The organism is Enterobacter sp. JBIWA003 (genome assembly GCF_019968825.1).
Classification (GTDB): domain Bacteria; phylum Pseudomonadota; class Gammaproteobacteria; order Enterobacterales; family Enterobacteriaceae; genus Enterobacter; species Enterobacter quasiroggenkampii.
This window is the reverse complement of sequence record NZ_CP074170.1, coordinates 1,997,333-2,016,036: the sequence shown is the minus strand read 5'-3', so window position 1 is coordinate 2,016,036 and position 18,704 is coordinate 1,997,333. Positions and strand designations below refer to the sequence as shown.

Genomic DNA, 18,704 nt, shown 5'->3' with positions numbered 1-18,704 from the left:
CCCGGCTGACCGGGGCATTGCTTTGAAAGGAAGAGACAATGAATCACTACACACGCTGGCTTGAGCTAAAAGAAGAAAATCCGGGTAAGTACGCGCGCGACCTTGCAGGGCTAATGAACATCAGTGAAGCGGAGCTGACCTTTGCCCGCGTGGGCCACGACGCCTGGCGACTGCACGGTGAAGTCCGCGAGATCCTGGGCGCGCTGGAGGCGGTGGGCGAAACCAAATGTATCTGCCGCAACGACTACGCCGTTCACGAGCAGGTCGGGAACTTCACCAACCAGCACCTGAACGGCCATGCCGGGCTGGTACTGAACCCGCGCGCGCTGGATCTGCGCCTGTTCCTCAATCAGTGGGCAAGCGCGTTTCACATCAGCGAAGCCACCACCCGCGGCGAGCGGCAAAGCATTCAGTTCTTCGACCATCAGGGCGATGCCCTGCTGAAGGTCTACGCCACGTACAACACCGACCGTTCCGCCTGGGGCGACGTGCTGACCCGTTTTATCTTTGCCGATAATCCAGCGCTGGCGTTAAAGGCGCCCGACGCGCCTGCTCACGCGGAAAGTCCGCAAGCCGCCCTCGTGGACAAAGAGTGGCGCGCCATGACCGACGTGCACCAGTTCTTCAGCCTGCTGAAACGTCATAACCTCAGCCGCCAGCAGGCGTTTCGCCTGGTGGGGGACGATCTGGCCTGTCGGGTAGAGAACAGCGCGCTGGCGCAGCTGCTGGAGACGGCGCGTCGGGACGGCAATGAAATCATGGTCTTCGTCGGCAACCGCGGCTGCGTGCAGATTTTCACCGGCGTGGTGGAAAAGCTGGCGCCGATGAAAGGCTGGCTGAACATCTTCAACCCAACCTTTACCCTGCACCTGCTTGAAGACGCGATTGCCGAGACGTGGGTCACGCGCAAACCGACCGCGGACGGGCATGTCACCAGCCTGGAGCTGTTTGCCGCCGATGGGACGCAAATCGCCCAGCTGTACGGCCAGCGCACCGAAGGGGAGCCGGAGCAGAGCCAGTGGCGCAGCCAGATTGACGCCTTAACGGCGAAAGGGCTGGCCGCATGAAACGGTGGCTTGCCCTGTTCAGCGCCCTGCCCCTGCTGGCGTTTGCTGCGCCGCAGGAGAAAATCATCACGCTCGGCGGCGACGTCACCGAGATTGTCTACGCCCTCGGCGCGGCTTCTTCCCTGGTGGCCCGCGACAGCACCAGCCAGTGGCCGCAGGCGGCAACCGCGCTGCCGGACGTGGGCTATCTGCGCCAGCTTAACGCGGAAGGGATCTTATCCATGCGCCCTACGCTGGTGCTGGCCAGCGCCCAGGCGCAGCCGTCTCTGGCGCTCAAGCAGGTTGAGCAAAGCCACGTCAGGGTGATCACGGTTCCAGCCGCTAACGATCTGAGCGTCATTGACGAAAAGGTACGGATCGTCGCTGAAGCGACGCACCGCGAGGCCGAGGGGCGAGCCTTGCGCAAGACGCTGCGTCAGGCGCTGTCGACGCTTCCCGCGTCGCCGCTCAATAAGCGGGTGCTGTTTATTCTCAACCACGGCGGAATGACCGCCATGGCTGCCGGACAACAGACCGGCGCGGACGCGGCCATTCGTGCGGCGGGGCTGCAGAACGCGATGCAAGGGTTCACCCGCTATCAGCCGCTGTCTCAGGAAGGCACGATTGCCAGCCGACCCGATCTGGTGGTGATTTCGCAGGACGGCATCAACGCCCTGGGTGGGGAAGCGAATCTGTGGACGCTGCCCGGCCTGGCGCAAACCCCGGCAGGACGCAACAGGCAGGTGCTGGCGATTGATGACATGGCGCTTCTGGGCTTCAGCGTGCGAACGCCGGAAGCCATCCGGGAGTTGCGTGCCAAAGCGGAGCAACTGCCCTGATGTCCCGGCGAGCCGCCCTGTCATTATGGATGCTGGCCGCGCTGCTGGTCGTCACGACGCTGACGGCCAGCGGTATTGGCGCGCTGCGCCTGCCGGTCAGCCTGCTGTGGAACGGCACCGACGAGGCCCTGCGTCAAATCTGGCTGACGATCCGCCTGCCTCGCGTGCTGCTGGCGCTGGCGATCGGCGGTTCGCTGGCACTGGCGGGCTGCGTGATGCAGGGGCTGTTTCGCAACCCGCTGGCGGATCCGGGACTACTCGGCATCAGCAGCGGCGCGGCGCTTGCCGTCGCCCTGTGGGTGGTGCTTCCGCTCTCGCTGCCAGGGCTGGTGATGCTGTATGCCCCGATGCTGGCGGCGTTTCTCGGCGCGCTGGCCGCCACCGTCGTGATTTTCCTGCTCAGCCGACAGCGTGACGCTTCCCTGTCGCGCCTGCTGCTGGTGGGCATTGCCATCAACGCCCTGTGCGGTGCCGCCGTTGGCGTGCTGTCATGGCTCAGCAATGATGCCCAGCTTCGCCAGCTTTCCCTCTGGGGAATGGGCAGCCTCGGCCAGGCGCAGTGGTCGACGCTGCTGGCCGTCGCGTCGCTGATGATCCCCACCCTGCTGACGATCTGGCGTCTGGCAGGGCCCCTCAACCTGCTGCAGTTGGGCGATGAAGAGGCGCACTATCTCGGCGTGGAGGTTGCCGCCGTGCAGCGCATCCTGCTGTTGTGCAGTGCCCTGCTGGTGGCTGCCGCCGTTGCGGTCAGCGGCGTGATCGGTTTTGTCGGCCTGGTGGTGCCGCACCTGGTGCGCATGTGGCTGGGAGCCGACCACCGGGCCGCGCTCCCCGGCTCGGTGCTGGCCGGTGCGCTGCTCCTGCTGGTGGCCGATACGCTGACACGCAGCCTGGTCGCCCCGGCGGAAATGCCGGTCGGCTTATTGACCAGCCTTCTCGGCGCGCCGTGGTTCCTGTGGCTTATCTTTCGTCGCGGAGGTGCGCATGGCTGAACGCTATTGTGCAGAAAACCTTGTTTTTCGCGCCGGGCAACGCATGCTGATTCACGACGTGTCGCTGACCTTATCTCAGGGCGAGCTGGTCGCGCTGATTGGCCCCAACGGCGCCGGGAAATCGACGCTGTTGCGGCTGCTTACCGGCTACCTTAAACCTGCGGGCGGACGGTGCAGCCTGGCGGGCACACCCCTTGCGGCCTGGCAGCCGGACAAGCTCTCCCGCTACCGGGCGGTGATGCGCCAGAACACGCAGCTCGGATTTGACTGGCCGGTTGAGGCGGTCGTCGGTATGGGCCGAGCGCCCTGGACCCGCACGCCAGAAGCGTCGGTGATCGAGGCGGTCATGGCCATCACCGGCTGTTTACCGCTGGCGGGCAGGCAGTTTGCCGCGCTCTCCGGCGGCGAGCAGCAGCGCGTTCAGCTCGCCCGCGCGCTGGCTCAGCTCTGGTGCGACGGTACGCCGCGCGGCTGGCTGTTTCTTGATGAACCCACGTCTGCGCTGGATCTCTATCACCAGCAGCATCTGCTGCGCCTGTTGAAATCCCTGACCAGCCGGGGACATCTGCACGTTTGCGCGGTGCTGCACGACCTCAACCTGGCAGCGCTGTGGGCGGATCGCCTCCTTCTCCTGCACAGCGGCAGGATCGTGTCCCAGGGAGCGCCGGAAACCGTTTTGCAGGCCGATGCGCTGGCGCACTGGTACGGCGCACAGGTTCACGTCGGCAGGCACCCGGCTCACGCCGCGCCGCAGGTGTTTCTTGCCCCTTAATCGGGCTGGTAAAAATCCTTCAGCGTTTCCAGCAGGGCATGCGCCGCTTTTGAAAGCTGCGTGTGCCCGGGATGGATCACCCCAATACACTTTTCAATGGGCGGGCTGTCCAGCGGAATACAGACCGCGCCCAGCGACGCCATCTGCGTCTTGCAGAGCGCCGGTACGGCGCTGCCGCCCAGCCCGCTTGCGACCATCCGCCCGACCGTCACCAGCTGATGACTTTCAAGCGCGACGTCCAGCTTTCTGCCGCTTCGCGCCAGCTCCTCTTCCATCATCAGACGCACCGCCGACGGGCGCTGCAGGGTGATGAAATCCAGCGTCAGCAGCGCTTCCCATGTCAGGCGTTTTTTGCCCGCCAGCGGGGAATCTTTCGGCACAATAGCAACAAAGCGGTCGAGACCCAGCGGGGTAAACAGCAGGTTATGCGTGGGCGCGGGCTCAAAGGCGATGCCCATCTCGACCCGCCCTTCCCGCACCATCTCAATCACCTGCTCGTTAATCACGTCATGCACGGTGACGTTGATCCCGGCATGGCGATCGCGAAATGCTTTCAGCACCTCGGGCAGGACATTCGCGGCAAACGACGGCATCGCCGCGACCGAGATTTTACCGCGCTGCAGGGTAAAGCACTGGTGCATCGCCTCTTCGACATTATCCCAGTCGGCAAGCAGCTGCCGCGCCATCGGCAAAAACGTCTCGCCCTCCTGCGTCAGCGCGACCTTGCGCGTGCTCCGCTGCAGCAGCGGTCCGCCGAGCGCGTCCTCCAGGGCTTTAATCGTCAGGCTCAGAGCTGGCTGGGAGAGATTCAGCCGTTCGCTGGCGTGGGCGAAATTCAGAGTGTGAGCTACCGCTAAAAACGCGCGTAACTGTTTGACACTCATTCTCATTTTTCATCCCGTTAACTAATTGAAAGAATTTAGTTAACAGAAAATTAATAAAAAAACCAAATGAGTGGGTCACAAATTCAAAATTAACAAATGAGTTGCCGCCCCTAATGATACCGCCACGGTTAAGAGGAGGAATGACGATGGCGGGACTGGATAAGCGCGTCGACAGCTATGCGCAGGCGCTGGATGGGCTGACGGACGGGATGACTTTGCTGGCGGGCGGCTTCGGCCTGTGCGGTATTCCGGAGAACCTGATTGCAGAGGTCAGACGCCGTCAGGTGAAAGATCTGACGGTGGTATCAAACAACTGCGGCGTGGACAGCTTCGGTCTCGGGCTCCTGCTTGAGACGCGGCAGGTTCGTAAGGTAGTGGCTTCTTACGTCGGCGAAAACGCGCTGTTCGAGCAGCAGGTACTGAGCGGTGAACTGGAGATTGAACTCACGCCTCAGGGCACGCTGGCGGAAAAGGTGCGCGCGGGCGGTGCGGGTATTCCGGCATTTTATACGGCCACCGGCTACGGCACGCCCGTGGCTGCAGGCAAAGACGTGCGCCAGTTTGCCGGTAAGCATTACATCCTCGAAGAAGCCATTACGGGGGATTTCGCGCTGATCAAGGGCTGGAAAGCGGACTGGTACGGCAACGTCGTCTACCGGCATACCGCGCAAAACTTTAATCCGCTGATGGCAACGGCGGGCCGGATAACGGTCGTCGAGGTGGAAGAGATTGTTGCGCCGGGTGAGCTTCCCCCGTCGGCCATTCATACCCCTGGCATTTACGTCGACAGGCTGATTGTTGGCCAGTTTGAAAAACGCATTGAACAGCGCACGCTGCGCGCGGAAGGAGTGTGACGATGTTAACCCGTGAACAGATGGCCATGCGCGTCGCCCGCGAGCTGCGCGACGGATATTACGTCAACCTGGGGATCGGCATTCCTACCCTGGTGGCGAACTACATTCCGGAAGGAATGGACGTGATGCTTCAGTCGGAAAACGGACTGCTGGGGATGGGCGCGTTCCCTGACGAGCAGAGCCTCGACGCCGACATGATCAACGCCGGTAAACAGACCGTGACCGCACGGACGGGCGCGGCCATTTTCGACTCGGCCCAGTCGTTTGCCATGATCCGCGGCGGCCATGTTGACCTGACGGTGCTGGGCGCGTTTGAGGTGGACGTCGAAGGCAATATCGCCTCGTGGATGATCCCCGGAAAGATGGTCAAGGGGATGGGCGGCGCGATGGATCTCGTCGCCGGGGCGCAGAACATTATCGTGGTGATGACCCACGCGTCAAAAAGCGGTGAGTCAAAGCTGCTGTCGCGCTGCACGCTGCCGCTTACGGGCGCGGGCTGCATCCGCCGGGTCTTAACCGACCTCGCGCTGCTCGAGATCGCGGACGGCGCGTTCATCCTGCGGGAATACGCCCCCGGCGTCAGTATCGACGAAATAGCGGCCAAGACGGCCGGAAAAATGATTGTGGCGGACGACGTTCGCGAGATGCGCTTTAGCTGAGGACTCAGGATGAAAGAGGTCATGATTGTCGGGGCAACGCGGACCCCCATTGGCAGTTTTCGCGGATCGCTCGCGCCCCTCTCTGCGGCTGAGCTGGGGGCCGTCGCGGTTCATCGTCTGCTTGAAAACAGCGGTCTTCCTGCTGAGACGATAGATGAGGTGATTTTCGGCCAGGTGCTGACGGCGGGATGCGGACAAAACCCTGCGCGTCAGACGGCCATCGCCGCCGGGTTACCCGTCAGCACGCCAGCGACAACGGTCAACCTGGTGTGCGGCGCGGGATTAAAAGCGGTGCAGCTCGCCGCGCAGGCGATCCGCTGCGGCGACGCTGAGGTAGTGATTGCCGGCGGACAAGAGAGCATGAGTAACGCCCCCTATCTGCTGGATGGCGCGCGTTCAGGGCTGCGTTTTGGCCATACGGGCCTGCAGGACAGCATGATCACGGACGGTCTGTGGGACGCGTTCAACGATTACCACATGGGGATCACCGCTGAAAACGTCGCCCGGCAGTACGGCATTTCCCGCGAGCAGCAGGACGCCTTCGCCGCCCGGTCGCAGCAAAAAGCGGCCTCCGCCGCCGAAGCGGGCCGGTTTGATGCCGAGATAGCCCCGGTGACGGTGAGGCAGGGTAAAAAGCCGCCACTTATTGTCAGCCGTGACGAGCAGCCCCGGCCAGGCACCACCGCCGAGCAGCTTGCGCAGCTGCGCCCCGCCTTTTTGCAGGAGGAAGGCACGGTCACGGCGGGAAATGCCTCCACGCTCAACGACGGCGCCGCGGCGGTGCTGCTGATGAGCGGCGAAAAGGCGCGGGAGAGCGGTTTGCCGATTCTGGGGCGCATCGTGAGCTATGCCGTGACGGGCGTTGACCCGTCGGTGATGGGCATCGGGCCGGTCAGCGCCTGTCAGACCGCACTCGCGCGGGCGGGCTGGACGCTCGATGACGTGGACCTCATTGAAGCCAATGAAGCCTTTGCCGCCCAGGCGCTGGCGGTCGGCCAGCAACTCGGCTGGGATGAACGCAGGGTGAACGTTAACGGCGGCGCGATCGCCCTCGGTCATCCGATTGGCGCCTCCGGCTGCCGCATCCTCGTGACGCTGCTGTACGAAATGCAGCGCCGTGACGTCAAAAAGGGGCTCGTCACCCTGTGCGTAGGCGGCGGGCAAGGCATTGCCCTCACCGTCGAGCGTTAAACATCTCGTTGGTACCCGAATAATAATGACAGTGAGGAGTCGTGATGAGTGTATTAATTGCCCTGGCGGCGCTGGCGCTGCTGATGCTGGCGGCCTATCGCGGATATAGCGTGATTTTGTTTGCGCCGATTGCGGCGCTCGGTGCGGTACTGCTGACCGATCCGGGCGCCGTTGGCCCGACGTTTACCGGTCTGTTCATGGAAAAAATGGTGGGCTTCGTCAAGCTCTACTTCCCGGTGTTCCTGCTGGGGGCGGTGTTTGGCAAACTGATTGAGCTTTCCGGCTTCTCGCGTTCCATCGTCGCCGCCGCGATTCAGATCCTCGGCCGTCGCCACGCCATTCCGGTGATTGTCCTGGTGTGCGCGCTGTTAACCTACGGCGGCGTGTCGCTGTTCGTGGTGGCGTTTGCAGTTTACCCGTTCGCCGCGGAACTGTTCCGCCAGAGCGGTATTCCTAAACGACTGATCCCGGCCACGGTGGCGCTGGGGGCATTCTCGTTTACCATGGATGCCCTGCCCGGCACACCGCAGATCCAGAACATCATTCCCACCAGCTTCTTTGGTACCAACGCCTGGGCCGCACCGTGGCTGGGGCTTATCGGCTCTCTGTTCATTATCGTCTTTGGCCTGCTCTGGCTGGAACGCCAGCGGCGTAAGGCGCTCAGCAACAACGAAGGTTACGGCACGGATCTGAAAAATGAACCGGAGACGCCGGACAACATTAACCTTCCGCATCCGCTGATTGCCATCGCCCCGCTGCTGATGGTGGGCATACTGAACCTGCTGTTTACCCGATGGATCCCCGGCTGGTACGGCACGAGCCACGAGCTGACCCTGCCCGGTCTGGCGAAACCGATCGTGACCGAGGTGAGCAAGATCACCGCCATCTGGGCCGTGGAGGCGGCGTTGATCGCCGGTATCGTGCTGGTGCTGATTTTTGGCTTCCGCAACATCCGGGGACGCCTGGCAGAAGGCAGCCGGACGGCGGTGAGCGGTGCCATTCTGGCGGCGATGAATACCGCCTCGGAGTACGGTTTCGGCGCGGTTATCGCCGCCCTGCCCGGTTTTCTGGTGTTATCCCACGCGCTGGCGGCCATTCCGAATCCGCTGCTGAATGAAGCCATCAGCGTGACCGTTCTCGCGGGGATCACCGGCTCGGCGTCCGGCGGGATGAGTATTGCGCTCGCCGCCATGTCCGACACGTTTGTCGCCGCCGCGCACGCCGCCAATATCCCCCTTGAGGTGCTGCACCGCGTGGCGTCAATGGCGAGCGGGGGAATGGATACCCTACCCCATAACGGGGCGGTGATTACCCTGCTGGCTATCACTGGCCTGAGCCATCGCCAGGCCTACGGCGGCATTTTTGCTATCACGATTATTAAAAGTCTGGCAGTGCTTTTTGTCATTGCCGTGTTCTATCTGACCGGCATTGTGTAAGGAGAGAAAGATGAATCTGAACGGTAAAACCGCCCTGGTCACCGGCTCGACCAGCGGCATTGGCCTTGGGATCGCCCGCGTGCTGGCGAAGGCCGGGGCGCAGCTGATCCTCAACGGTTTCGGCGACAGCGAATCAGCAATTGTTGAGATTGCGCAACTGGGCAAAAAGCCGGGCTATCACGATGCGGACCTGCGTGACGTCCTGCAAATAGAGGCCCTGATGCGCTACGCCGAATCGCAGTTTGGCGGCGTGGACATTCTCGTCAACAACGCTGGCATACAGCACGTGGCGCCGGTTGACGCGTTTCCGGTGGAGAAATGGAACGACATTATCGCCATTAACCTCTCGTCGGTGTTTCACACCAGCCGGCTGGCGCTCCCTGCCATGCGCGAGAAAAACTGGGGGCGCATCATTAATATCGCCTCCGTTCACGGGCTGGTCGCGTCAAAAGAGAAGTCGGCCTACGTGGCAGCCAAGCACGGCGTGGTGGGCTTTACGAAATCGCTGGCGCTGGAAACCGCGCGCACCGGCATTACCGCCAATACGATCTGTCCCGGCTGGGTGCTGACCCCGCTGGTGCAGCAGCAAATCGACAAACGGATCGCTGACGGCGTACCGCCGGAGCACGCGCGCGAACGGCTTCTGGCGGAAAAACAGCCTTCGGGCGAGTTTGTTACTCCGGAGCAGCTGGGTGAACTGGCGCTGTTTTTGTGCAGCGACAGCGCCGTTAACGTTCGCGGCGCCGCGTGGAATATGGACGGCGGCTGGGTCGCGCAGTGATGTTCAGGCCGGGTAAAGCGAATCCGCCCCCCGGCCAAAAGACTAGCTTGAGCAGCTGACCTCCAGCCGCTTGCCCCAGTCAGGCGGGCGGCTGACGTAATCATCATCCCGGTCGGCAAACGGCGTGCGCAACGCCACGTGCAGACGGTGTAATTCGTCGTACTCGCCCTGCTCTGCCTGCTCAATCGCCCGCTGCGCCAGCCAGTTGCGCAACACCATCGCCGGGTTCGTGGCGTTCATCTGCGTCTGACGGGTCGCGTCATCCACCTGCTCCTGCTGCAGCCGCGCGCGGTAGGATGCAAACCAGTCGTCAAACGCCTGTCTGTCAATAAACTCATCGCGCAGCGGCGAGGCGGCGCTGTACTGCTCCGTCTGCCCCAGCATCCGGAAGGTGCGCGTGTAATCGCTGCCCTCGCGCGCCATCAGGGCAAACAGGCCATTGAGGATGTCGTTATCGCCCTTCTCCTGCGTCACCAGCCCCAGCTTATTGCGCATCAGCGTGCCATATTCCCGCAGTAAGATCTCCTGATAGCTTTCGAGCGCATCATTCAGGGCATCAACGTCGATAAACGGCGACAGGGTTTGCGCAAGCCGCTGCAGGTTCCACAGGCCCACCGCGGGCTGATTGTCAAAACTGTAGCGCCCCTGATAGTCGGAGTGGTTGCAGATATACCCTGGCTGATAATCATCCAGGAAACCAAACGGGCCGTAGTCAAAGGTCAACCCGAGAAGCGACATGTTGTCGGTATTCATGACGCCATGGGCAAAGCCTACCGTTTGCCAGCGGGCAATCAGGGTGGCGGTACGGGACACCACGTCCCGGAACCAGAGAACGTATTTATCCGCCTCATCCTGCCAGTGCGCCCAGTGGTGACGAATGGCAAAGTCTGCCAGCTGGCGCACCTTTTCCGGCTCGCGACGATAGTAAAAGTGCTCAAAATGGCCGAAGCGCAGATGGCTTTGCGCGATACGCATCAGCATGGCGCCCTTTTCCACGGTTTCGCGCACAACCGGCGTGTCGCTGGTCACGATCGACAACGCTCGGGTGGTGGGGATACCCAGGGCATGCATCGCTTCGGAGCCCAGGCACTCGCGGATCGTTGAACGCAGAACCGCACGCCCGTCGCCCATCCGCGAATACGGCGTCAGGCCCGCGCCTTTCAGGTGCCAGTCAACCGTCTCCCCGTTGGGAAGCTGTTGTTCACCGAGCAGGATCCCCCTGCCGTCGCCCAGCTGTCCTGCCCAGACGCCAAACTGATGTCCGCTGTAGACCTGAGCCAGAGGTTGCATACCGGCGAGAAGCGTTTCGCCTCCCCAGACGCCAGCGCTCTCTGAACGCTGAAACAGCTCAGGCGGAATGGCCAACTCTTCTGCCAGCCGATCGTTATGCCAGATAAGACGTGAATTTTGTAATGGTGTGGGTTTGAGTGCGGTATAAAATCCCGGCAACTCGTCATGCCAGCGAGCAGTAAAAGACAGGGTCATAAGTCCTCCTGCTTTTAGTGTAGAGGGTTTACCCGGACTTAAACACGGGCGAAAGCAAGGGTTATCGCTGCTGAACCAGCGTAGTGACGTGTTCCGCCGAGACGGCAGGCCAGAGTGTCCCCTGCATGGCGCCAAAATTAAAGGACAGCACGCGCTGTAAGAGGCCGTGGTCATCAATGCCTGAGACAATCACAGACTGGCAGTGTGGCGTGATTTGCCAGAGGATGGCGCGCATAAAGGGCTCAAAAGAGAGTTCCGCCGCACGCTGCTGAATGAAGCCTTTATCGAGAATGACCCGTTTAAATAATCCATCGTAGACCGCCTTGAGCGATGCCGCGCCTGCGCCAAAGTTTGCCAGCACCAACGGAAAATGGATCGCCATTCTCGCCAGCTGAAGATCGTCCTTTCCGTTATTTAAACCTGGATAATTCTCATTAACAGTAAACTCAAGAAACGGATAACGCTCAAGAATTGAAACAGCGTTTCCATTACTTAATAAAAATTCAACTATTGCAGGTGTAATATTGATCCATGCAATTAACTGATGCTGAATAAAAAACAGTTTACAGGTATCAAGCAATTGCAGTTTTTCGTTAAACAGCGTTAACTCTTCAGCCGCTGAAAGTCGTGGGATAACAAGCTCAGTGGGGATCCGCACATCGCTGCCGACGCCAGTAAAGTTAACCAGAATTTCTAAACCTTTAAGCTCCCCTGCGCTATTACGGGCAGGCAGAAGCAGCAGTTCAGACTGGTAAGCATTATCTAGCGTAATTATCATTGCACTCGCCCCGCATTAAAGATGAGAGAGGACATCCTGGAGCAATTGCCGACACAATTCCACTGTCTTGATTTTAATAAGATTAATTTCATTAGTTCCGTATTAATTTTCAGATTTATCCCTGAATCTAAAATAATCTTATCCTGGTTGCAGAATAATAGCCAGTTTTAGATAAAACAGACACATGCGGGATTCGTTAATTTTAGATAAATTTAACTTTAATCATCTTATTTGAGAAAAAAACGGCATGTTTTATTCGTTTCCATGCCGTCATAAGAGAGGTATACGACGAAGACTATATACGTCGTGCCTGCCAGAAATTTTTACGCCAGTAGACATTATCCAGGGAAGAGCGCATCACGCCGCGGCTGGTTGACGCGTGAATGAACTGGTTGTCAGTGTCATAAATGCCCACATGAAGACCGCTTTCCCCCGATCCGGTTTTGAAGAAAACCAGGTCCCCGGGCAGAAGATCGTCTTTATCAATTTCCGTGCCGATTTCTGCCTGTTTGCGCGTTTCGCGCGGCAGCTGTAAATCAAACTTGTCGCGGAAGGTCATCAGAACGAAGCCGGAGCAGTCCACACCGCCACGGCTCATACCGCCGTAGCGATAAGGCGTGCCGCGCCAGTTGCTCAGCTGATCGTTGAGGCTGGCGATGACGGTGATCGAATCTGAAAGCCGTGGGTTAGGCGGCGGTGCACGATGGCTACTGCATCCCGCAAGAAAAAGTGCGGCCATCAGGAGAAACCAGAATCGCATTTTCAGACGAATCCTCTGCTTTTTTTGTTCTTTTCGTAATTTAGCGTGCAACTGCACTCACAGGCAAGAAACGCTTACTCCTGCCCGGTCGAAATCAGCATCTTATGGCCCTCGATATCCAGCCTGCGGAACGACATGTTGTACGCGCGGGCAAGATTGGGCGGCGTCAGAACCTGATCCCGCGTACCGCTGGCTATCATCTTCCCCTTCGCCAGCAGCCACACCCGATGGGCATGTCGCAAAGTGTGGTTGAGGTCATGACTGCTCATCACCACGGCGATGCCTTTTCGGCTCAGCGCGCTTAGCAGCGTATCCAGGGCCGCCTGCTGCGCCACATCCAGACCGCTCATCGGTTCATCGAGAAGCAGCATCCTCCCATGCGGGTTACCGGCCGGGTGGATCTGGACGATGACAGCCGCCAGACGTACCCGCTGCCATTCGCCGCCGGATAGCTGGCTGACATGCCGGGAGAGTTTATCTTCCAGCCCCAGCGCCGCGGCCACGTCCGCCAGCAGCGCCGTACGGTGTTTGTCGTGCAAATGCAGCATCAGATACTGCCAGACCGGCATCGCAAAGGGCGGCACCTGCTGCTGCACGAGATAGCTGCGCCGATGCGCCAGTGAGACCGGCGACCAGTCGGCCAGCGTATGCTCCAGCAACGTTATCTGCCCTTCTCCGGCAGTCATGCCCGCCATCCTTGCCAGCAGCGTGCTCTTTCCGGCGCCGTTTGGCCCGACAAGATGCAGGATTTCTCCCGCATTGACGGTGCCGGTTATCGGCTCCAGACGTCCCTTCTCGGCAACGTCCGTGAGCTGCATCAGCAGCGACATTATTTCGCCAGCGCCAGCTTGATAGATTCCATGACGATCGGATCTTCAGGGGTCATATCCGGTGAAAAACGCTGAACGACCTGGCCGTCGCGACCAATCAGGAATTTTTCGAAGTTCCAGAGTATATCGTCCGGGTAAAGCGGCGCGCGGCCTTTGCTGGCCATGCGTTCATAAAAACCGCTGCCTTCCGGCGCAACGGCTTTCGGTGCGGCAGCGATCAGCTTCGCATACAGCGGATGGCGGCCTTCACCGTTGACATCGATTTTGCTGAACAGCGGGAACGTCACCCCGTAAGTGGTGCTGCAGAAGGTTTTAATCTCCTCTTCGCTGCCCGGCTCCTGGCCCAGGAACTGGTTGCAGGGGAAGCCCAGCACGGTGAAACCGTCTTTTTCCCAGGCTTTCTGAATGTTTTCCAGTTGCTCGTACTGCGGCGTCAGGCCGCATTTGGATGCCACGTTGACGATCAGCAACACGTTGCCTTTGTAGCCTTCCAGCGTGGTTTTATCGCCATCAATGGTGGTCACTTCAGTATTCAGGATATCTGACTGCATAGCATTTCCTCAGGTTGTCGATTTAACGTCCAGCTTTTAATAGTAGCCAGATAAAGACCGGCGCGCCCAGCGTGGCGGTCACCACGCCGATGGGCAGCTCTGCAGCCGTCAGGGCAAGCCGGGCGATGATGTCAGCCACCAGCAGCGTGACGGCCCCGGCAACCGCCGAGGCCGGAAGCAAGGTTCGATGGTCCGTGAGGCCGCACAGACGGAGCATGTGCGGGATCACCAGGCCAATAAAGCCAATCGCGCCCGCCAGGGCCACGCTGACGCCGACCAGCCAGCCAATGGCGATCACCAGCGCATTACGCCAGAACCCAATCGGCATGCCCAGCTGGCGGGCTGAGGTTTCACCCAGCGCGAGCATATTCAGCGGCTGCGCCTGCAGGGCAGCCCACACGATGACCGGCACCAGCAGCGCCATCAGCCAGCCCTGCTGCCAGTCGACGCCGCCAAAGCCGCCCATCATCCAGTACATGAGCTGCCGCAGGTCAAAGGAGGTCGAGAAGTAGACCGCCCAGGTCATCAGCGCGCTGCAGATGATCCCCAGCGCAACGCCGGCAAGCAGCAGACGGCTGGTCGATAAATGCCGTCTGGCAAAACGAAGCAGGATGAGCGTTATCAGTAATGCGCCAAGGATCGCGCTCAGGCTAATACGCCATCCGGAGAGTTCGCCTCCGCCCAGCATTACCGCCGCAATCAGCCCCACGCCCGCACCGTTGGACACGCCGAGCAGCCCGGGCTCCGCCAGGGGATTCTCAAACAATGCCTGCATTATAGTGCCGCACAGCGCCAGCGCGGCGCCCACCAGCATCACCGCGACGGTACGCGGCAGACGAATTTGCCAGACGAAGAGCTGTCCGTCAGGCCCCCACCAGCTTTCGGGCCCTATCCATCGGTCACCGGCGCAGAGGCTAACGCCTGCGGCAACAATGAGCAGCAGCACCAGCAAAAGCAGGCGACGCCGATCGGAACGGTGCTGGTGATGGGCATAATCAAGCATGTGTACGGTTTTAGTAGCGTGAGATGTAATTGATTTTACGGCGGGTTTACCAAAGAGCGCAAAGAAAAAAGGCCGCGTGGGCGGCCTTTTTAGTTAGTTCATATTACTCTGCTTTGGGCGTTGCGTTTTCGACACGGCTTTTTAACTTCTGGCCGGGTCTGAAGGTCACCACGCGGCGGGCTGTAATGGGAATATCTTCCCCCGTCTTCGGGTTGCGGCCCGGACGTTGGTTTTTGTCGCGCAAATCAAAATTGCCAAAACCGGAGAGTTTTACCTGCTCACCATTTTCCAGAGCACGACGGATCTCTTCGAAAAACAGCTCTACCAGCTCTTTGGCATCCCGTTTGCTAAGCCCAAGCTTATCAAACAGATATTCTGACATTTCAGCTTTTGTAAGCGCCATAGGTTCAATCCCTCAATGATGCCTGGAATCGCTCTTTTAATGCCTCTACACATTTGGCGACGGTAGCGGCAATCTCCTCTTCTTCGAGTGTACGGCTGGTATCCTGAAGGATCAGGCTGATAGCCAGGCTCTTAAAGCCCTCTGCTACGCCCTTGCCGCGGTACACGTCAAATAAGTTTACGCCAACTACCTGATTTACGCCAACTTTCTTACATTCGGCCAAAATATCTGCTGCGGGCACATTTTCCGCGACCACAACCGCGATATCACGGCGGTTTGCCGGGAAGCGGGAGACGTCCTGAGCCTGAGGAATCACGCGGTCTGCCACCAGGTTCCATTCCAGCTCGAACACGATGGTACGGCCGTTCAGGTCCAGTTTACGCTCCAGCTCAGGGTGAACAACCCCAATAAAACCAATGCGTTTGCCGTCTAAATAGAGGGCAGCACTCTGGCCTGGATGCAGGGCCGGGATGGCTTCTGCGCGGAATTCAATTTCAGATAATTTACCGGTCAGATCCAGAATCGCTTCCAGATCGCCCTTCATATCGTAGAAATCAACCGTGCCTTTTGCCAGGTCCCAGTGTTCTTCATAGCGGTTACCGCTGATGGCGCCAGCCAGCATGAGATCCTGACGGATGCCTAAATTTGCCTGATTATCCGGTACAAAGCGCAAACCGCTTTCGAAAATTCGCACGCGGTTTTGCTGGCGATTCTGGTTATAAACGATAGTGCCCAGCAGGCCCGTCCACAGGGACAGTCGCATCGCGGACATTTCGCTGGAGATTGGGCTTGGCAGGATCAGCGCTTCCTGACCCGGGTGGATCAGCTGCTGCAGTTTTGGATCAACAAAGCTGTAGGTGATCACTTCCTGGTAGCCTTTGTCGTTCAGCATGGTTTTCACACGCTTCAGGGACAGGTCGGCTTCACGGTGGGTGCCCATCACCAGACCGGCCTGGACAGGCTCGTCAGGGATGTTGTTGTAGCCATAAACACGGGCCACTTCTTCCACCAGATCTTCTTCAATTTCCATGTCGAAACGCCATGACGGCGCAACGGCTTTCCACTCGCCCTGACCTTCGGTCACGTCGCAACCCAGACGCTTCAGGATATCGGTCACCTGCGCATCGGCAACATGGTGCCCAATCAGACGATCCAGCTTGCTGCGGCGCAGGGTGATGGTCGCACGCTTCGGCAGCGTCGCTTCGTTGGTGACGTCGATCACCGGGCCCGCTTTGCCGCCGCAGATGTCGATCAGCAGGCGGGTGGCACGCTCCATTGCTTTGTACTGCAGCGCCGGGTCAACGCCACGTTCGTAGCGATGAGACGCATCGGTATGCAGACCGTGACGGCGTGCGCGACCGGTGATAGAGAGCGGGCTGAAGAACGCGCACTCCAGCAGCACGTTTTGGGTTTCGTCGTTGACGCCCGAATGCTCGCCACCGAAGATACCGCCCATTGCCAGCGCTTTGCTGTGGTCAGCAATCACCAGGGTGTCGGCGTTCAGTTTCGCTTCGCTGCCGTCCAGCAGAACCAGGGTTTCACCCTCTTTCGCCATGCGCACCACAATGCCGCCTTCGATACGATCTTTATCGAACGCGTGCATTGGCTGGCCCAGCTCCAGCAGAACGTAGTTGGTCACGTCAACCACGGCGTCGATAGAGCGGATACCGCAGCGGCGCAGCTTCTCTTTCATCCACAGCGGGGTTGGCGCCTTAACGTTGATGCCTTTCACCACGCGACCGAGATAGCGCGGGCAGGCATCCGCAGCGTCAACCTGAATAGGCAGCACGTCACTGATGGTCGCTTCAACCGGCGCAATGTCTGGCGCGTTCAGTTCGGTCTGGTTCAGCACAGCAACGTCGCGCGCCACGCCGATGATCCCTAAGCAGTCGGCACGGTTTGGCGTGACGCTGATTTCGATGGTGTTGTCATCAAGCTTCAGGTACTCACGGATATCGGTGCCGATTGGCGCATCCAGCGGCAGCTCAATGATGCCGTTGTGATCGTCGGAAATACCCAGCTCGGAGAAGGAGCACAGCATGCCTTCAGACGGCTCGCCGCGCAGCTTAGCCGCTTTGATTTTGAAATCGCCCGGCAGTACCGCACCGACGGTCGCCACGGCCACTTTCAGCCCCTGACGGCAGTTTGGCGCACCGCAGACGATATCCAGCAGACGGTCACCGCCTACGTTTACTTTTGTTACGCGCAGTTTGTCCGCGTTAGGATGCTGGCCGCAGTCCACCACTTCGCCGACGACCACGCCGTTGAATGCGCCGGAAACCGGCTCAACGCCGTCCACTTCCAGACCTGCCATGGTGATCTGGTTAGAAAGCGCGTCGCTGTCCAGCGTGGTGTTTACCCACTCGCGTAACCACAGTTCACTGAATTTCATTGTTCTGTCCTGCCCTTATTTAAACTGTTTGAGGAAACGCAGATCGTTTTCGAAGAATGCACGTAAGTCGGTCACGCCGTAGCGCAGCATGGTCAGACGCTCCATGCCCATACCAAAGGCAAAGCCGGAGTAAACTTCCGGATCGATACCCACGTTACGCAGTACGTTTGGATGCACCATGCCGCAGCCCAGCACTTCCAGCCATTTGCCGTTTTTGCCCATGACGTCAACTTCCGCAGACGGCTCGGTGAACGGGAAGTAGGACGGACGGAAACGAACCTGCAGATCTTCCTCAAAGAAGTTGTTCAGGAAATCGTGCAGCGTGCCCTTCAGGTTGGTGAAGCTGATGTTTTTATCAACAATCAGGCCTTCCATCTGGTGGAACATTGGGGTGTGGGTCTGATCGTAGTCGTTACGATAGACGCGGCCCGGCGCGATAATACGGATTGGCGGTGCCTGATCCTTCATGGTACGAATCTGAACGCCGGAGGTCTGGGTACGCAGCAGACGCGTCGCGTCGAACCAGAAAGTGTCGTGGTCAGCGCGTGCCGGATGATGGCCAGGAATGTTCAGGGCATCGAAGTTGTGGTAATCATCTTCGATTTCCGGGCCAGTCGCCACGGTAAAGCCGAGCTCACCGAAGAAACTTTCAATGCGATCGATGGTACGGGTAACCGGGTGCAGACCGCCGTTCTCGATGCGGCGACCCGGCAGAGAGACGTCGATCGTCTCTGCGGCCAGACGCGCATTCAGTACCGCGCTTTCCAGCTCGGCTTTACGTGCGTTCAGCGCCTGCTGTACCTGTTCTTTGGCTTCGTTAATCACCGCCCCCGCTGCCGGGCGCTCTTCTGGCGGCAGCTCACGCAGGGTTGTCATTTGAAGGGTCAAGTGCCCTTTCTTCCCAAGATATTCGACGCGGACATTGTCTAACGCGGCAACATCTGAGGCCTGATTAATGGCGGCTGTTGCACTGGCAACCAGCTCTGCGAGATGTGACATGATTTTCCTCATTATGTCGGTGCAGACACCGATTTGGTGGAGTTATTCT

Annotated in this window: 19 protein-coding genes; 9 read left to right on the top strand and 10 right to left on the bottom strand. The window is 59.5% G+C overall.

Annotated elements, in window-relative coordinates; genetic code table 11:
* The first annotated feature begins 38 nt into the window (after nucleotides 1-38).
* From KGP25_RS09620 to KGP25_RS09605, 4 genes are read left to right on the top strand one after another with little or no spacing between them, the layout of a single operon-like run.
* Complete coding sequence (locus tag KGP25_RS09620; protein WP_223540320.1) at nucleotides 39-1,067, top strand: ChuX/HutX family heme-like substrate-binding protein; 1,029 nt, start codon at nucleotides 39-41, stop codon at nucleotides 1,065-1,067.
* Nucleotides 1,064-1,885, top strand: coding sequence for a hemin ABC transporter substrate-binding protein (locus KGP25_RS09615; protein ID WP_223540319.1), 822 nt, complete (start codon nucleotides 1,064-1,066; stop codon nucleotides 1,883-1,885). Before KGP25_RS09620 ends, KGP25_RS09615 begins: the two co-directional genes overlap by 4 nt.
* A complete protein-coding gene (locus KGP25_RS09610; protein WP_223540318.1) occupies nucleotides 1,885-2,877 on the top strand; it encodes an iron ABC transporter permease in 993 nt (330 codons plus the stop codon). The genes KGP25_RS09615 and KGP25_RS09610 overlap by 1 nt, the downstream gene beginning before the upstream one ends.
* Nucleotides 2,870-3,649 carry a heme ABC transporter ATP-binding protein gene (locus tag KGP25_RS09605; protein ID WP_223540317.1) on the top strand — a complete coding sequence of 260 codons (780 nt, stop codon included), beginning with the start codon at nucleotides 2,870-2,872 and terminating at the stop codon, nucleotides 3,647-3,649. Before KGP25_RS09610 ends, KGP25_RS09605 begins: the two co-directional genes overlap by 8 nt.
* Here KGP25_RS09605 and KGP25_RS09600 read toward each other — a convergent pair.
* On the bottom strand, nucleotides 3,646-4,539 hold the full coding sequence (locus KGP25_RS09600; RefSeq protein WP_032645461.1) for a LysR family transcriptional regulator: 894 nt from the start codon (nucleotides 4,537-4,539) through the stop codon (nucleotides 3,646-3,648). The genes KGP25_RS09605 and KGP25_RS09600 overlap by 4 nt on opposite strands.
* 140 nt (nucleotides 4,540-4,679) lie before the next feature.
* On the opposite strand from KGP25_RS09600, the gene KGP25_RS09595 reads away from it, so the two are divergent.
* The 5 genes from KGP25_RS09595 to KGP25_RS09575 are packed head-to-tail and all read left to right on the top strand — an operon-like array spanning nucleotide 4,680 to nucleotide 9,454.
* Nucleotides 4,680-5,387: a CoA transferase subunit A gene (locus KGP25_RS09595; RefSeq protein WP_223540316.1), complete on the top strand. Its 708-nt coding sequence runs from the start codon at nucleotides 4,680-4,682 to the stop codon at nucleotides 5,385-5,387.
* A gap of 2 nt (nucleotides 5,388-5,389) precedes the next feature.
* The gene (locus KGP25_RS09590; RefSeq protein ID WP_045910272.1) at nucleotides 5,390-6,046 is read left to right on the top strand and encodes a CoA transferase subunit B; all 657 of its coding nucleotides are present in this window, start codon (nucleotides 5,390-5,392) and stop codon (nucleotides 6,044-6,046) included.
* Between the two features lie 9 nt (nucleotides 6,047-6,055).
* Entirely contained in the window at nucleotides 6,056-7,237 is a 1,182-nt protein-coding gene (locus KGP25_RS09585) for an acetyl-CoA C-acetyltransferase (RefSeq protein WP_223540315.1), read from the top strand.
* Nucleotides 7,238-7,278: 41 nt separating this feature from the next.
* A complete protein-coding gene (locus KGP25_RS09580; protein WP_175430161.1) occupies nucleotides 7,279-8,673 on the top strand; it encodes a GntP family permease in 1,395 nt (464 codons plus the stop codon).
* A 10-nt stretch (nucleotides 8,674-8,683) separates the two neighbouring features.
* Nucleotides 8,684-9,454: a 3-hydroxybutyrate dehydrogenase gene (locus tag KGP25_RS09575; RefSeq protein ID WP_223540314.1), complete on the top strand. Its 771-nt coding sequence runs from the start codon at nucleotides 8,684-8,686 to the stop codon at nucleotides 9,452-9,454.
* Between the two features lie 42 nt (nucleotides 9,455-9,496).
* Here KGP25_RS09575 and selO read toward each other — a convergent pair whose 3' ends face one another.
* The 9 genes from selO to pheS form a co-directional block, all read right to left on the bottom strand.
* The gene (selO, locus tag KGP25_RS09570) at nucleotides 9,497-10,939 is read right to left on the bottom strand and encodes a protein adenylyltransferase SelO (RefSeq protein ID WP_223540313.1); all 1,443 of its coding nucleotides are present in this window, start codon (nucleotides 10,937-10,939) and stop codon (nucleotides 9,497-9,499) included.
* 61 nt (nucleotides 10,940-11,000) lie between these two features.
* Nucleotides 11,001-11,717 (bottom strand): EAL domain-containing protein, encoded by a 717-nt coding sequence (locus KGP25_RS09565; RefSeq protein ID WP_048027544.1) that lies wholly within the window; start codon nucleotides 11,715-11,717, stop codon nucleotides 11,001-11,003.
* Between the two features lie 295 nt (nucleotides 11,718-12,012).
* Nucleotides 12,013-12,477, bottom strand: coding sequence for an NlpC/P60 family protein (locus KGP25_RS09560; RefSeq protein WP_008500650.1), 465 nt, complete (start codon nucleotides 12,475-12,477; stop codon nucleotides 12,013-12,015).
* Between the two features lie 74 nt (nucleotides 12,478-12,551).
* Nucleotides 12,552-13,307 carry a vitamin B12 ABC transporter ATP-binding protein BtuD gene (gene btuD / locus KGP25_RS09555; protein ID WP_045910266.1) on the bottom strand — a complete coding sequence of 252 codons (756 nt, stop codon included), beginning with the start codon at nucleotides 13,305-13,307 and terminating at the stop codon, nucleotides 12,552-12,554.
* Complete coding sequence (locus tag KGP25_RS09550; RefSeq protein WP_048027541.1) at nucleotides 13,307-13,858, bottom strand: glutathione peroxidase; 552 nt, start codon at nucleotides 13,856-13,858, stop codon at nucleotides 13,307-13,309. The genes btuD and KGP25_RS09550 overlap by 1 nt, the downstream gene beginning before the upstream one ends.
* A 22-nt stretch (nucleotides 13,859-13,880) precedes the next feature.
* Nucleotides 13,881-14,861, bottom strand: coding sequence for a vitamin B12 ABC transporter permease BtuC (gene btuC / locus KGP25_RS09545; protein WP_223540312.1), 981 nt, complete (start codon nucleotides 14,859-14,861; stop codon nucleotides 13,881-13,883).
* 103 nt (nucleotides 14,862-14,964) lie between these two features.
* Nucleotides 14,965-15,264 carry an integration host factor subunit alpha gene (gene ihfA, locus KGP25_RS09540; RefSeq protein WP_003857805.1) on the bottom strand — a complete coding sequence of 100 codons (300 nt, stop codon included), beginning with the start codon at nucleotides 15,262-15,264 and terminating at the stop codon, nucleotides 14,965-14,967.
* 4 nt (nucleotides 15,265-15,268) lie between these two features.
* On the bottom strand, nucleotides 15,269-17,656 hold the full coding sequence (pheT, locus tag KGP25_RS09535) for a phenylalanine--tRNA ligase subunit beta (protein WP_223540311.1): 2,388 nt from the start codon (nucleotides 17,654-17,656) through the stop codon (nucleotides 15,269-15,271).
* A gap of 15 nt (nucleotides 17,657-17,671) precedes the next feature.
* Complete coding sequence (gene pheS / locus KGP25_RS09530; RefSeq protein WP_021241084.1) at nucleotides 17,672-18,655, bottom strand: phenylalanine--tRNA ligase subunit alpha; 984 nt, start codon at nucleotides 18,653-18,655, stop codon at nucleotides 17,672-17,674.
* Between the last annotated feature and the right edge of the window lie 49 nt (nucleotides 18,656-18,704).

Bases quoted from the DNA above. Each gene is read 5' to 3' on its own strand.
- KGP25_RS09620 (WP_223540320.1), top strand. From the start codon at position 39: ATGAATCACTACACACGCTGGCTTGAGCTAAAAGAAGAAAATCCGGGT.
- KGP25_RS09615 (WP_223540319.1), top strand. From the start codon at position 1,064: ATGAAACGGTGGCTTGCCCTGTTCAGCGCCCTGCCCCTGCTGGCGTTT.
- KGP25_RS09610 (WP_223540318.1), top strand. From the start codon at position 1,885: ATGTCCCGGCGAGCCGCCCTGTCATTATGGATGCTGGCCGCGCTGCTG.
- KGP25_RS09605 (WP_223540317.1), top strand. From the start codon at position 2,870: ATGGCTGAACGCTATTGTGCAGAAAACCTTGTTTTTCGCGCCGGGCAA.
- KGP25_RS09600 (WP_032645461.1), bottom strand. From the start codon at position 4,539: ATGAGAATGAGTGTCAAACAGTTACGCGCGTTTTTAGCGGTAGCTCAC.
- KGP25_RS09595 (WP_223540316.1), top strand. From the start codon at position 4,680: ATGGCGGGACTGGATAAGCGCGTCGACAGCTATGCGCAGGCGCTGGAT.
- KGP25_RS09590 (WP_045910272.1), top strand. From the start codon at position 5,390: ATGTTAACCCGTGAACAGATGGCCATGCGCGTCGCCCGCGAGCTGCGC.
- KGP25_RS09585 (WP_223540315.1), top strand. From the start codon at position 6,056: ATGAAAGAGGTCATGATTGTCGGGGCAACGCGGACCCCCATTGGCAGT.
- KGP25_RS09575 (WP_223540314.1), top strand. From the start codon at position 8,684: ATGAATCTGAACGGTAAAACCGCCCTGGTCACCGGCTCGACCAGCGGC.
- selO (WP_223540313.1), bottom strand. From the start codon at position 10,939: ATGACCCTGTCTTTTACTGCTCGCTGGCATGACGAGTTGCCGGGATTT.
- KGP25_RS09565 (WP_048027544.1), bottom strand. From the start codon at position 11,717: ATGATAATTACGCTAGATAATGCTTACCAGTCTGAACTGCTGCTTCTG.
- KGP25_RS09560 (WP_008500650.1), bottom strand. From the start codon at position 12,477: ATGCGATTCTGGTTTCTCCTGATGGCCGCACTTTTTCTTGCGGGATGC.
- btuD (WP_045910266.1), bottom strand. From the start codon at position 13,307: ATGTCGCTGCTGATGCAGCTCACGGACGTTGCCGAGAAGGGACGTCTG.
- KGP25_RS09550 (WP_048027541.1), bottom strand. From the start codon at position 13,858: ATGCAGTCAGATATCCTGAATACTGAAGTGACCACCATTGATGGCGAT.
- btuC (WP_223540312.1), bottom strand. From the start codon at position 14,861: ATGCTTGATTATGCCCATCACCAGCACCGTTCCGATCGGCGTCGCCTG.
- ihfA (WP_003857805.1), bottom strand. From the start codon at position 15,264: ATGGCGCTTACAAAAGCTGAAATGTCAGAATATCTGTTTGATAAGCTT.
- pheT (WP_223540311.1), bottom strand. From the start codon at position 17,656: ATGAAATTCAGTGAACTGTGGTTACGCGAGTGGGTAAACACCACGCTG.
- pheS (WP_021241084.1), bottom strand. From the start codon at position 18,655: ATGTCACATCTCGCAGAGCTGGTTGCCAGTGCAACAGCCGCCATTAAT.